The organism is Methyloprofundus sp. (genome assembly GCF_965251085.1).
In the GTDB taxonomy this organism is placed as follows: Bacteria; Pseudomonadota; Gammaproteobacteria; order Methylococcales; family Methylomonadaceae; genus Methyloprofundus.
The window spans coordinates 4,153,940-4,166,683 of record NZ_OZ252594.1 but is presented as its reverse complement, the minus strand read 5'-3'; the positions used below and the strand labels follow the sequence as shown (position 1 = coordinate 4,166,683).

12 protein-coding genes are annotated in these 12,744 nt (G+C 41.7%); 10 read left to right on the top strand and 2 right to left on the bottom strand.

Going from position 1 to position 12,744, the window contains the following annotated elements; genetic code table 11:
- Positions 1-170 precede the first annotated feature (170 nt).
- Positions 171-1,163 carry a malate dehydrogenase gene (locus ACQY3F_RS19575; protein ID WP_428356734.1) on the bottom strand — a complete coding sequence of 331 codons (993 nt, stop codon included), beginning with the start codon at positions 1,161-1,163 and terminating at the stop codon, positions 171-173.
- A gap of 166 nt (positions 1,164-1,329) precedes the next feature.
- On the opposite strand from ACQY3F_RS19575, the gene ACQY3F_RS19570 reads away from it, so the two are divergent.
- The 6 genes from ACQY3F_RS19570 to ACQY3F_RS19545 all read left to right on the top strand — a co-directional run bounded on the left by ACQY3F_RS19570 (position 1,330) and on the right by ACQY3F_RS19545 (position 6,320).
- Complete coding sequence (locus ACQY3F_RS19570; RefSeq protein ID WP_428356733.1) at positions 1,330-2,187, top strand: NADP-dependent methylenetetrahydromethanopterin/methylenetetrahydrofolate dehydrogenase; 858 nt, start codon at positions 1,330-1,332, stop codon at positions 2,185-2,187.
- 24 nt (positions 2,188-2,211) lie between these two features.
- Positions 2,212-3,567: a glycerate kinase type-2 family protein gene (locus ACQY3F_RS19565; protein ID WP_428356731.1), complete on the top strand. Its 1,356-nt coding sequence runs from the start codon at positions 2,212-2,214 to the stop codon at positions 3,565-3,567.
- Positions 3,568-3,590: 23 nt separating this feature from the next.
- A complete protein-coding gene (glyA, locus tag ACQY3F_RS19560; RefSeq protein ID WP_428356730.1) occupies positions 3,591-4,847 on the top strand; it encodes a serine hydroxymethyltransferase in 1,257 nt (418 codons plus the stop codon).
- An 87-nt stretch (positions 4,848-4,934) separates the two neighbouring features.
- Positions 4,935-5,672 (top strand): TIGR04255 family protein, encoded by a 738-nt coding sequence (locus ACQY3F_RS19555; protein ID WP_428356728.1) that lies wholly within the window; start codon positions 4,935-4,937, stop codon positions 5,670-5,672.
- Entirely contained in the window at positions 5,665-5,997 is a 333-nt protein-coding gene (locus ACQY3F_RS19550; RefSeq protein WP_428356726.1) for a hypothetical protein, read from the top strand. Before ACQY3F_RS19555 ends, ACQY3F_RS19550 begins: the two co-directional genes overlap by 8 nt.
- A 2-nt stretch (positions 5,998-5,999) precedes the next feature.
- Positions 6,000-6,320 (top strand): hypothetical protein, encoded by a 321-nt coding sequence (locus ACQY3F_RS19545; protein ID WP_428356724.1) that lies wholly within the window; start codon positions 6,000-6,002, stop codon positions 6,318-6,320.
- On the opposite strand, the gene ACQY3F_RS19540 is transcribed toward ACQY3F_RS19545, so the two are convergent.
- On the bottom strand, positions 6,321-7,517 hold the full coding sequence (locus ACQY3F_RS19540) for an ISAzo13 family transposase (RefSeq protein ID WP_428352931.1): 1,197 nt from the start codon (positions 7,515-7,517) through the stop codon (positions 6,321-6,323). It lies immediately after the preceding gene.
- Between the two features lie 79 nt (positions 7,518-7,596).
- Between ACQY3F_RS19540 and ACQY3F_RS19535 the strand changes: the two genes are divergently transcribed.
- From ACQY3F_RS19535 to coxB, 4 genes are all read left to right on the top strand, one after another.
- Positions 7,597-7,911 (top strand): hypothetical protein, encoded by a 315-nt coding sequence (locus ACQY3F_RS19535; RefSeq protein WP_428356723.1) that lies wholly within the window; start codon positions 7,597-7,599, stop codon positions 7,909-7,911.
- 41 nt (positions 7,912-7,952) lie between these two features.
- Positions 7,953-9,626 (top strand): formate--tetrahydrofolate ligase, encoded by a 1,674-nt coding sequence (locus ACQY3F_RS19530; protein ID WP_428356722.1) that lies wholly within the window; start codon positions 7,953-7,955, stop codon positions 9,624-9,626.
- A 321-nt stretch (positions 9,627-9,947) separates the two neighbouring features.
- Entirely contained in the window at positions 9,948-11,537 is a 1,590-nt protein-coding gene (locus ACQY3F_RS19525) for a c-type cytochrome (protein WP_428356720.1), read from the top strand.
- Positions 11,494-12,696, top strand: a complete 1,203-nt coding sequence (gene coxB, locus ACQY3F_RS19520) for a cytochrome c oxidase subunit II (RefSeq protein ID WP_428356718.1) — start codon at positions 11,494-11,496, stop codon at positions 12,694-12,696. The genes ACQY3F_RS19525 and coxB overlap by 44 nt, the downstream gene beginning before the upstream one ends.
- The last annotated feature ends 48 nt before the right edge of the window (positions 12,697-12,744 follow it).

The window sequence follows — 12,744 nt, the reverse complement described above, 5'->3', positions numbered from 1 at the left end:
ATGTTGCTGAAACCGTTACGTAGCTAGCTATGCGCAAGTTTCAGCGTCCCCGTATCAAGTACGGGGCAGGCTATGCTATCGACAAAAATCAGCTCATACTATTTTCCGCATCCGTGACCGCGCGAAGTCGAAGTATAGGGTGGTTTGCCGGAGCGCTAAAGCGGGGGGAATTACAATAAATGCTTAATCGCTTTACGCTCTTCTTTTAATTCCAGTACGGATGCTTTAATACTTGCTTTACTAAAGGCATCTAATTCCAGATCCTGCACAATAGATACGACACCCGAGCTAGAGACCTGAACAGGGAAAGAATAAAACAGGCCTTTCTCTACGCCATAGCTGCCATCAGAAACAACTGCCATGCTCACCCAGTCACTCCAGTCGCTGACTTCGGTACCAAAAACCCAAGAGCGCATCTGACAAACCGCTGCATTAGCGGCAGAAGCGGCACTTGAAATGCCACCCCGTTCTTCAATAACACTAGCGCCACGGTGGCGTACGGTAGGGACAAATTCCGTTTCAATCCAGTTGTCATTGACTAGGGTTGAAGCGCTCAGCCCCTTAACCGTTGCGTGAGTTAAATCAGGGTATTGCGTTTCAGAGTGATTTCCCCAGACTATAATATTTTTAACTTCTTTAGAGCGTACGCCACATTTTTTAGCTAATTGGTGAATTGCCCGGTTATGGTCCAGCATACTCATGGCGGAAAAACACTTAGGGTCTAAATCGGGTGCATTTTTTTGCGTAATCAATGCATTGGTATTGGCAGGGTTTCCTGTAATCAGTACCTTTACATTTCGATGGGCAACCTCATTTAAAGCTTTGCCTTGCCCAGAGAAGATCGCAGCATTACTTTCCAGTAAATCTTTACGCTTCATACCTGGGCCGCGAGGCCTTGCGCCTACTAAAAATGCATAGTCGACATCTTTAAACGCAACTTTTGGATCATCGGTAAGAATGACTTTTTTTAACAAAGGGTAAGCACAGTCATCAAGCTCCATCTGTACGCCGTGCAAACGGGATAAAACCGGGGTGACTTCTAATAACCTTAAAACGATAGGCTGGTCTAAACCAAACAGTTCTCCCGATGCTAAACGAAATAACAGTGAATAACTAATTTGTCCTGCTGCTCCGGTAACCGCTATATCAATGGGTGTTTTCATCTATCATCTTTCCTATAGTTTTATCATTACATTAGATGAGCCTTTTAGTGAGTTAGATAAGGAATATCAGCGTGACTAATAAGGCTTTACAGTTTTTATACGTTATAATAACGCGATTTTATATTCGTTTAAATGCATAATTGCTATAAAACTTTTAACTACATCCATGAACAAGCTGCTTTTCCAATTTGATACTGATAATTACCCCTCTGTTTTTGACACAGTTGTCGCCTATGACGGAGGTGCAGACCATGTGATTGGCCATGCTCAGCTTAATCCTGATAATGTAAGGTCATTAGTTGAAGGCGCAATTTTTACCCGTCCGCCTAAAGAGAAAAAAAATACTGCAATTTTCGTTGGTGGTAGCGATATGGCTGCAGGGCAGGCATTATTTACTGCTGTACAATCCTACTTTTTTTCCGGTTTCAGAGTTTCCGTAATGCTTGATAGTAATGGTAGTAATACCACGGCTGCAGCTGCTGTTGCCACCTTAGCGAAGGGACGAACATTGCAGGGTAAAAAAGCAGTCATACTTGCAGGTACCGGCCCGGTTGGACAGCGTGCAGCGGTAATGCTGGCTGAAGAAGGTGCGGATGTGACGATAGTATCGCGACATATAGAAAGTGCTGGAATAGCTTGTTTAAGCATGAAGGAGCGCTTTAATGTTGATTTAACGCCTGCGGTTGCAACTGATTCTGATGCTCGCGGGGAAATCATTCAAGAGGCTAATATTGTACTGGCGACGGGAGCTGCGGGAATCGAGCTATTAAAACCCGAGCATTGGCAAAATAATGTTAATCTGGAAATGCTTGCAGATGCTAACGCGACTCCACCTGTAGGTATCGGTGGTACGGATATGATGGATAAAGGAATTGAGCGGCACGGAAAAATAGTCTGGGGTGCGATTGGTTTTGGTGCATTAAAACTTGCTTTGCACCGAGCTTGTATTGCTCGCTTGTTTGAGGATAATAAACAGGTTTTAGATGCTGAAGTGATTTTTAAATTAGCTAAACAAATGGCTTAATTAAACACCTGAATCATGCCAGAAATGGACCCATTACGTGGTGATGCTGAACAGATTTTTCAGTCTGGAATTAATGCCGCAGACCCTTATCTAGCTGTAAAGCGCTGTTTATTCAATGATGCCGGGCAGTTGCAAATAGCCTTGGATATGCAAGGTAGTGATAATAGGCGTAGTGGTGAGTGGCAAAAAATTTATCTGATTGCTTTTGGTAAAGCGGCTTGTACTATGGCTAAAGCAGCAAAAGAAATGCTTCCGGCGCATTTATTGGCCGAGCCAGCCATAGCCGTATGTAATTATGAAAATATAATAGCTATAGACGGTGTAGAAGTCATCGGGGCAAGTCACCCCTTGCCCGATATGGCAGGATTCTCGGGTGCATTGCGCATAGCGGAACTAGCACGGCAAGCGCAGGCAGATGAGTTAGTTTTAGTTCTGGTTTCAGGGGGTGGGTCGGCATTAATACCCTTTCCTGCAGGTGAAATTAGTCTGGCAGAAAAGATTGCTACTACTGATTTATTGCTTGCTTCAGGAGCAAGTATTAATGAAGTGAACTGCGTACGCAAACATTTATCTTGTCTTAAAGGCGGCGGGTTAGCAAAAATGGCTGCACCAGCCGATCTACATGCGCTCATTTTATCTGATGTATTAGGTGATGAACTTAGTGCAATAGCGAGCGGGCCTACGGTTTCCGATGTCACGAGCTACAGTGATGCGATACAAGTTTTTACCGATAAACAGCTTTGGGATAAAGTGCCCGTAGCGGTGAAAAATCATCTGCAACAAGGTAAACAAGGGCTCGTTGATGAAACGCCGAAAGCGAATGACGAAGTATTTAAGCATGCCGCTTATACGCTGATTGGTAGTAATGCAATCAGTGTGCAGGCGATTCTGCACAGCGCTGAAACTTTACATTATCAACTGCATTTATACAGTGATCAGTTGACGGGTGAAGCAAAAGAAGTGGCTGAAGACTTACTCAAATATGCGCAGGCTTTGCTGGCTGAAGGCATGTCTAAACCTAGTGCTATTTTAGCCGGTGGAGAAACGACAGTAACCTTGCGCGGCAAAGGCTTAGGCGGACGAAATCAGGAAATGGCGCTGGCATTTGCATTAGCCGAGACTAAGTCTCCGCTGAATGCAGGCTGGGTTTTTCTCAGTGGTGGAACAGATGGTCGGGACGGGCCAACTGATGCTGCGGGTGGTCTGGTAGACGCCCAAACAATAACCCGTATGCAGAGTGCAAATATAAAGGCAGAGCAGTACTTAGCTGATAATGATAGCTACCATGCCTTACAAATATCCAGGGATTTGTTGATCACAGGCGCAACCGGAACTAATGTTGCTGACCTGCAAATTTTACTAATCCAACCCAAATCATAAAATTTCTCAATCAGGAGACCTAAATGTTTAAAAAATCTATGTCCATAGCCGGCTTTGATGATGAACTATTCAAAGCCATAGCAGAAGAGCATCAACGTCAGGAAGATCACATAGAGCTTATTGCATCTGAGAACTATACTAGCCCACGTGTGCTGGAAGCACTAGGTTCGCAACTCACCAATAAATATGCAGAAGGCTATCCAGGCAAGCGTTATTATGGCGGCTGTGAATTTGTTGATAAAGCCGAACAACTGGCTATAGATCGTGCTAAAGAATTGTTTGGTGCGGACTATGCAAATGTGCAACCGCATTCAGGTTCACAGGCGAATATGGCGGCTTTTATGGCGATGATTCAGCCGGGTGATACTATTTTAGGTTTAAGTCTGTCTGATGGCGGGCATTTAACGCATGGTGCAAAACCTAATTTTTCAGGTAAGATTTACAATGCCATTCAGTATGGCTTGCATCCTGAAACGGGTGAAATTGATTACGCTGAAGTAGAAAGACTTGCGCTAGAGCATAAACCAAAAGTGCTGGTAGCTGGCTTTTCTGCTTACTCACGTATTTGGGACTGGCAACGCTTTCGCGATATCGCTGATAAAGTAGGTGCTTATTTACTGGTTGATATGGCGCATGTTGCAGGCCTGGTTGCGGCAGGTTTATACCCTAATCCTGTGCCGATTGCTGATATTGTTACCAGCACGACACATAAGTCTTTACGTGGCCCTCGTGGCGGCTTAATTATATGTAAAAGCAATCCTGAGTTAGAGAAAAAACTCAACTCGAATATCTTTCCGGGTATTCAGGGTGGACCTTTGATGCATGTGATTGCGGCAAAAGCAGTATCTTTTAAAGAGGCAATGTTGCCAGAATTTAAAACCTATCAGCAACAGGTAATTTTAAATGCTAAGGCCATGGCGGGTGTGTTTATTGAGCGTGGTTTTGATGTGGTTTCAGGCGGAACTGATAATCATTTAATGCTGGTCTCTTTAATTCCTAAGGGAATTACCGGTAAAGCGGCTGATGCAGCATTAGGTAAAGCGCATATAACAGTGAATAAAAATGCCGTACCAAATGATCCTGAATCACCGTTTGTTACCAGTGGTATCCGAGTGGGCACGCCTGCGCCGACAACACGGGGGTTTAAAGAAGCCGAGATTATTGATGTGGCAAACTGGATGTGTGATGTAATGGAAAACGTGGAAGATGACACCGTGATTGCAGCGGTACGCGAAAAAGTCTCTGCTTTATGCGCACGTTTTCCAGTGTATAGTGATTAATAATCGTTATAGTGAAATTTTCAATTAGATATGCGTTCTCGTTTTTGCTATATTGATAAGTAGAAACGAGAACTTAAAAATACAAATATGAATGCGAAAAAACTCCCCCATCGATTAAATAAAGAGCCATTGCTTGAAGCACTTTTTGAAATAAGGTTTACATGTAATGTGCCTGCGTCAACAGTTCTTCCTGGTTTGTTATTTAGTAAACTTGAGGGTGAAAAAAAAATTGAAAATCTTCCAACAGAAAAAATCCCAAGTGAAATAAGAAATACCGATCCTAATTTACGGTTTGCTCCAGTAAGTAGGCTAACCTGGAATCAGCTTCACATTAATATTGGCGATAGAAATTTATCAATTAGCTGCTCATCAAATTATCCAGGGTGGAAAATATTCAAAGGTTCAATTTTAAAAATTATAAAGATATTACAAGAAATTGATATTATTCAATCTATAGAACGCCATTCTATAAAATATATTAATTTGATTCCTTTTGACGGCTCAGTGCCTTCTACTTCATTGCTAAATCTTGATATAGAAATTGCAAAACATAAAATTTTAAATGAATTTTTCCAGTTTCGGGTTGAAATAAATCATGATAATTTTGTCAATGTAGTTAATATTATCTCGTCTGCCACAGTGCCGTCAGAAAATACACCCTCAAAGAAGGGAATCATTGTTGATATTGATACTATTGCTACCTCAAAAAATTCACTTAATAATTTACTCGATGATTTAGAACGAATTCGACAAGCAAATAAGGATATGTTTTTTTCTTGCTTGACTCAAGCAACAGTTGATTATTTGGAGCCTGAATATGAATAACATAGAAGTACATCAGATATCTGGTACTGTTAGCGCTGTTATTATAGCGACAGCTATATCTGGGTTACCTGCCACAAATGAAATTAACCAAGATTTTTCTCAAATTATTACTGCTGCCGCATCTTATGTCTCAGGCGGCAGCAGTCCTACTTTTAGTGAGAGTAAAAATTTACAGCAAAACTCCATTAATCATAATTCCATAAATGTTTCTTTCGAACATAGTACTAGTCAACTTTACTCAGCTCTTGAATCACAACAAGAGCCCTTAGGGAAAGAGTTTGAGAAAGTTCTATATGATAATTTGTGGGAATTATACGAAAGCTAAATATGTTGCTAAATGACAACTCAATAGAAAGTAATATCCCCTATTATTTAACTCAAGAAGCAAAATTAGGGCTTATCAAAGCATTAAAAGATTTTCCTGAAAAAACAAATTATTATACAAATCAGGTTCCTCATGAGATGTTACAAGGTGATGGGCTCAATTCTCTCACTGTGATTGATTTTTATACTGGAAAAACTAAAGCCATTAAGGGGGTTTTGTTATCAAATTCATGTGATATGGATATCAACAATAGGCGAGAATTTCCTATAAAGCTGACATTTGCCCCGCTTATTGAGTTGAATAAGGGAGATGGAAAGAAATAATCATCCAGAACAACCAGGAGAAATGGTCAAAAACCATTTCTCCAACGATGGCATTCGGTCAACAAACTGATAATACGTCTTCATTGCTTTTTTACCTACCTTTACTCCTGTTTCATATATTTTTTCTGTTAATTTAACAATAGGTGCTTTGCCATTGTAGGTCATACTTTTGGCAAATTTTAAAGTTGTTTCAACTGTATCCATTATGTCGCCACTAATATGATTTTCATAGGCTCCCCATACTCGTTCAATTGGGTTATATTTACTATGATAAGGAGGGTAGTAGGCCAGTTTTATCTTTATGTTGCTTTTTTCAGCAAACTCCACAAGCCTTTTTATAAACTGAGTTCTGGAGCTACTGTTCTCCATACCATTGTCAGCGTTAATTGTCAGAATATCTACTCCATATTTTTCTTGAATTTCTGGCCAAATTTCTTCCAATCGGTCAACGATGAAATCACTGCTGGCATAGCCTGCTGTAAAGAAAAGGAAAAAATCATCATGTTCAGGCAGATAAAAACCAAAAGGAGTTAACTTTTCCTTAACATCTAAATCATGATCCTCTGCTTTTGTTAAAACCCGATTTCGTCCTCCCCGTGAAAAATTTCCTATATTCATTCTTGCTTTGGCATCAATTGATATACGAATCTCTTTTGGGTTGATATCTGCCATTCCATTGACTGAATGAACTTGTTCAAAAATTGCATCCGTTTCCTTGATTTTCTTATGAGGCTTTGTTTTTTGTACCTTTTTTGGATGGTAACTCAGGTCATTTAATTTTGTATTGATAGTTTTTGAGCAAGGTAATGTTTTTTCATCGTAATAATCAATCTCCAGTAAACGTTTTCTAACTTCTTTAGCCGTTAGCCGGGTATATAATCGACAGGAATTAAAAGAGGGATCCGTTTGACACTCCGGTTCAGCAATTTTTTTTATGTCATCAAGTAGATGAGGAAAATGCTCTTCACTTTTATTACGCCCTCTCGCTGAAAAATTATCTTCTATGGGCTGAGTTTCAAGTTCATATTGTCCTTTTCGGATAGTGCCTCTATTCCATCCTAGTTTTTCTTCAGCAATACTTGCACCACCTGAGCCTAGTAGCTCCACCGTTTCAGCCATGAATATACGACGTACCGAGCCTTTTAAACGATGGGCTGTATTTATAATCCAACCTATAATGCTATCTGTTAATATCAACAAGCTTATCTGCCTAGTGTGAGAATAAATTCAGAATTCATTATTATAAATTATTGAGACACAAGCTTACTTCGTTTGGATGATTATTTCTTTCCATCTCCCTAAGTATATTCTCCTTTTACAAAAATCAGGGATTAATCAATCTAGAATTGATGCTAAAATTCATTCCATCAAGGAGCAAAAAGTTTCTTATTTATTTTATTTGCCTAAGAATACAACTTGTATTGAAGATTCTATTGCTTTGCTTTCCGATTTGCATAGTATTCCTTTAAGTGCTGTTGAAAAAATAGATAAATCACCAAAAATTTTTACACTCAGTCAGGTGGGCTTTTATCTCTTTCTATCCAAATTGTCTATTCACTTTTGTCGATTTCATGAAAATGTAGAAAGATAAAATTGTATACTTTCTTACTCCTCCTTATTCCTTAAAATTTTATGTCAGACATTGAAATCGCCCAACAGGCAAAAATGCTGCCCATCATTGATTTAGCAGCAGAAAAAATAGCGATTCCCGCTGAGCATCTGGACCCTTACGGTCATTACAAAGCAAAAGTTTCTTTGGAATATATAGACAGCCTAAGTAGTAAACAAGACGGCAAGTTAATTCTGGTAACGGCAGTCAGTCCAACCCCGGCTGGTGAAGGTAAGACAACCACCACTGTTGGTCTGGGTGATGCTATGAATCGTTTGGGAAAAAACACCATTATGTGTTTGCGCGAACCTTCATTAGGCCCCTGTTTTGGCATGAAGGGTGGCGCAGCAGGCGGCGGGTATTCACAAGTCGTGCCGATGGAAGATATTAACCTGCATTTTACCGGTGACTTCCATGCGATTGGCGTCGCACATAATTTATTATCTGCGATGATTGATAATCATATTAATCATGGCAATGCATTGGATATTGATTCACGGCGGATTAAATGGAAGCGTGTGGTTGATATGAATGACCGTGCATTGCGTGAAATTACAGTGGGACAGGGTGGTCCGGCGAATGGTTATTTACGTGAGGATGGGTTTGATATTGTAGTCGCATCAGAAGTGATGGCGATTTTATGCCTGGCGACCAGTCGCGCCGATTTGAAAGCGCGTTTAGGTCGTATTGTGGTTGCTTATAAAACCGATAAAGTAAGTCCAGTGTATGCCAGCGATTTGCACGCAGAAGGAGCGATGGCTGCTTTATTAAAGGAAGCAATTAAGCCCAATCTGGTACAAACACTAGAAAATAACCTCGCCATTATTCACGGCGGCCCCTTTGCCAATATCGCCCACGGCTGCAACACCGTTACGGCAACTAAAACGGCCTTAAAGCTTGCGGACTATACGGTGACTGAGGCAGGCTTTGGTGCAGATTTAGGCGCTGAAAAATTTATTGATATCAAATGCCGCATGGCTGGTTTGAAACCTTCAGCCGTTGTTCTGGTTGCGACTACCAGAGCCTTAAAATCACATGGTGGCGTTGCAAAAGAAGATTTAAACAATGAAAACCTGGCAGCTTTAGCAGCAGGCTTTGTCAATCTGGAACGTCATTATAATAATATTACGCAACACTTTGGCCTGCCGTGTGTGGTGTGTATTAATCATTTTACATTTGATACTGAAGCAGAGCTTACTTTAATTAAAGACAAGTGTGCAGCTCTGGGCGCAGAGTGCGTCGTTTCAAAGCATTGGGCAGAAGGCGGCGCGGGTGCAGAAGAACTAGCCCGGGAAGTATTAAATATCGTTGATAATCGCGAGCCCGGGTTTAGCTATGTTTACGAAGATCAATTGCCACTGTGGGAAAAGATTGAAAGCATTGCGACAAAAATTTATGGTGCTGCAAATATCACAGCCAGCGCAAAAGTTAGGGCTGAGATTGAGGAATTACAAACTCAATATGGGCATTTCCCCATTTGTATAGCAAAAACGCAGATGTCTTTTTCTACCGACCCAACGGCAAAAGGGGCGCCATCTGGGCATACGGTGGAAATCACCGAGGCTAGACTTGCTAACGGTGCGGGTTTTATTGTCGTGATAGCGGGTAATATGATGACAATGCCAGGCTTGCCTAAGACACCTGCAGCAGAGCGCATTGATATTACTGATGCCGGAGTGATTACGGGCTTGTTTTAAAGGCTTAGAAATAAACTCAGGGGGGCATTGACCAGCAGAATTGATTAACGGGTATTGCATTGTTGGGGTTTTAGAGTATTTATAAAATATACACAGGGCGTTTCAGGAGATAATGACGACAATAACTTGTCGTGCTGTTTGGATAAATGATAGACTAAAATCTATTGAGAAGTCATTGAAATTCATTTGATATCGTTACTGAACAATGCTGGCTACGCTCTATTCAGGGCTAGTATATTTATGTTATGTAAGTATTTATGAGTTCTAACTGATTTATAGCGGATATGACCGGGAAATAAATCTTGAAGAAAAATCTAGCCTATGCAAATCAATCCTAATTGTGTACTTATCCGCAAGACAGCGCTGGCAAGAATTCTTAATTTGCAGATATTGTTTTGGATACTTGTGTTTATGCCTACGGCATATGCTTTGCACCCTATTTCAACAAATACTCAAGTTCTCGGTGTTTATCCCGATTACCCGAAGATCCAATATAGTGAACTAGCAAACGCAGATGCCGTTAAACGCGGAGAGTATCTAGTTAAAGTCGGTGATTGTATAGCCTGCCATAGCAACCCCAAGCAAGGTACTTATCCTTTTGCTGGTGGTTTGCCTATCCCAACTCCCTTTGGAACCTTTTTTACGCCTAATATCACTCCGGATAAAAAAACCGGCATAGGCGACTGGAGCGAGCAGGATTTTATTAAGGCCATGCATCAGGGTATCCGCCCTGATGGTTCTAATTCTTTTCCTGCATTTCCCTATGTTTATTTCAACCGCATTAAAGAGCAAGACTTAAAAGACATCTGGGCTTTTTTGCAGGTTATTCCTGCCGTTAGTCTGGAAAATAAAGAGAATACTCTGCCATTCATCGTAGATTGGCGGATTTGGCAGACTGGCTGGAAAGCCCTTTATTTTCACCCTGATAAAGGTGTCTTTAAGCAAGACTCCGGCAAATCAGCAGCATGGAATCGTGGCGCATACCTGGTTAATGGACTGGGGCATTGCACCATGTGTCATACACCGATGAATGTTATTGGTGCTGAACAGAAAAAACATTTTCTTACTGGCTCTATGATAGAGGGATACTGGGCTCCAGATATTACGGGCCTGGGCTTACGCACTGCGAGTAAATATCAAGTAGCCAAGGTATTTCGCAAGAGTCAGTTGATTAATGAGGCAGGGCCTGTCAGAGGGCCAATGGCTGATGCTAATCATAACAGCCTGCAATATCTAACGGATGCTGATAGTCTAGCCATTGCCGAATATTTAAAAAGTGTGGTCAGTAAACAGCCGCGTAATCTTCCGCAGCGGCTCGCGGATCAACCTCGGTTAAAACGTGGCGAGCAGGTTTATGCAAATGTTTGTGTTATTTGTCATTTAAACGGCGAAGCTGGCGCGCCTAGAATTGGCGATCAGGCGAACTGGGAGCAACGCCTGGCAAGTTCCGATCGAGGGTTATCCAGCTTTTATAGTCATGCGATTAATGGTTTTAATAAGATGCCTGTAAAAGGTGCTTGTGTTACCTGTAATGATGCTGATGTCACCGCTGCTGTAGACTATTTACTGTATCAATCACTGTTACATTCGCAGTGGATTGAACTACAAAAACCACAGCCTTTAGCGAAAGTAACGACTGCAAGTTTTGCTTTGGGTGAGCAAGTTTACCGTAATAACTGTAGCGTATGTCATGACGAGGGAAAACTGGGGGCACCTAAAATTGGCGCAGTACAACAATGGCAGGCACGTATTAAGAAAAATATGGATGTGTTAATCCTAAGCACTCTGCATGGTAAAGGTAATATGCCGGTGAAAGGTGGGTGCTCGCACTGCACTGGTACAGAAATTATCGCAGCAGTGAAATATCTTGTACAACACAGCCAGAAACAAAATAACTATACATTGTGGTGAGAGTAAAAAAATGAAGCCTGAAAAATCATACCTCTCATACTTAAAGCTGAGCCTAGCGTGTATCGGGACAAGCCTACCGCTATCTGCGATAGCTGAATGGGGTATTAATCTCCCCAGAGGTGTCACCCCAATAAGCCGTGATATCTACGATTTGCATATGCTGACAATGGCAATTTGCGCAGGTATCGGATTGATAGTTTATTCCGCGCTAATTTTAATTCTGTTTCGTTACCGGCGTTCGCGCGGAGCTAAATCGAGTAATTTCAACAATAGCAGTACCATTGAAAATATCTGGACTATTATTCCCTTTCTGATTTTGGTCGCGATAGCAGTTCCTTCAACGCTGGTGTTGATGGATATGGAAGATGATTCGCATGCCGACCTGACTATTAAAATCACTGGATCACAGTGGCAATGGCACTACGCCTATCTGGATAAAGGTGTTGAATTCTATAGCGTACTGTCTACACCCACCAGACAAATTCATGGGGATGCCAAAAAAGGCGAATGGTATTTGCTCGAAGTAGACAAGCCTTTGGTATTGCCGGTTAATCAAAAAGTACGTTTTTTAGTCACATCCGATGATGTTATTCATTCCTGGTGGGTACCTGAACTGGGGGTTAAACGTGATGCTATTCCGGGTTATATACATGAAGCCTGGGCCAAAATCCTTGAATCCGGAGTCTACCGGGGCCAGTGTGCTGAACTCTGTGGTATTGATCATGCCTTTATGCCTATCGTCGTTAAAGCGGTAAGTGAGCAAGAGTTTGACCTATGGCTTGCTCAGCAGAATAAACCACCAGCTCCTGAGTCGACTGATAAATGGAAGATGGATGCCGAAATGCGCACCGGAAGACAGCACTATTTGCATTATTGCGCAGCCTGTCATCAGCAAGATGGCAGCGGGATTCCGCCCCTGTTTCCTGCATTAACCGATAGCTCGGTTGTCGTAGGCAAACCTATTAGTCGGCATATTGATCTGGTATTACAGGGCGTTCCTGGAAGTGCCATGCCAGCTTTCGCGGCACACCTTAGTGATGCTGAAATTGCTGCTATTATTACTTATGAACGAAATGCCTGGGATCATGATACGGGTGATCTTATCACGCCAGAACAAGTGCAGATGCGCCGGTCAAAAACTACCAGATTAGAGCAATAACTATGAGCACGCAATCAGAACCACTAATCGAACCTACCGAAGCAAAGA

Bases quoted from the DNA above. Each gene is read 5' to 3' on its own strand.
- ACQY3F_RS19530 (WP_428356722.1), top strand. From the start codon at position 7,953: ATGTCAGACATTGAAATCGCCCAACAGGCAAAAATGCTGCCCATCATT.
- ACQY3F_RS19570 (WP_428356733.1), top strand. From the start codon at position 1,330: ATGAACAAGCTGCTTTTCCAATTTGATACTGATAATTACCCCTCTGTT.
- ACQY3F_RS19535 (WP_428356723.1), top strand. From the start codon at position 7,597: ATGATTATTTCTTTCCATCTCCCTAAGTATATTCTCCTTTTACAAAAA.
- ACQY3F_RS19565 (WP_428356731.1), top strand. From the start codon at position 2,212: ATGGACCCATTACGTGGTGATGCTGAACAGATTTTTCAGTCTGGAATT.
- ACQY3F_RS19555 (WP_428356728.1), top strand. From the start codon at position 4,935: ATGAATGCGAAAAAACTCCCCCATCGATTAAATAAAGAGCCATTGCTT.
- glyA (WP_428356730.1), top strand. From the start codon at position 3,591: ATGTTTAAAAAATCTATGTCCATAGCCGGCTTTGATGATGAACTATTC.
- ACQY3F_RS19575 (WP_428356734.1), bottom strand. From the start codon at position 1,163: ATGAAAACACCCATTGATATAGCGGTTACCGGAGCAGCAGGACAAATT.
- ACQY3F_RS19545 (WP_428356724.1), top strand. From the start codon at position 6,000: ATGTTGCTAAATGACAACTCAATAGAAAGTAATATCCCCTATTATTTA.
- ACQY3F_RS19525 (WP_428356720.1), top strand. From the start codon at position 9,948: ATGCAAATCAATCCTAATTGTGTACTTATCCGCAAGACAGCGCTGGCA.
- ACQY3F_RS19550 (WP_428356726.1), top strand. From the start codon at position 5,665: ATGAATAACATAGAAGTACATCAGATATCTGGTACTGTTAGCGCTGTT.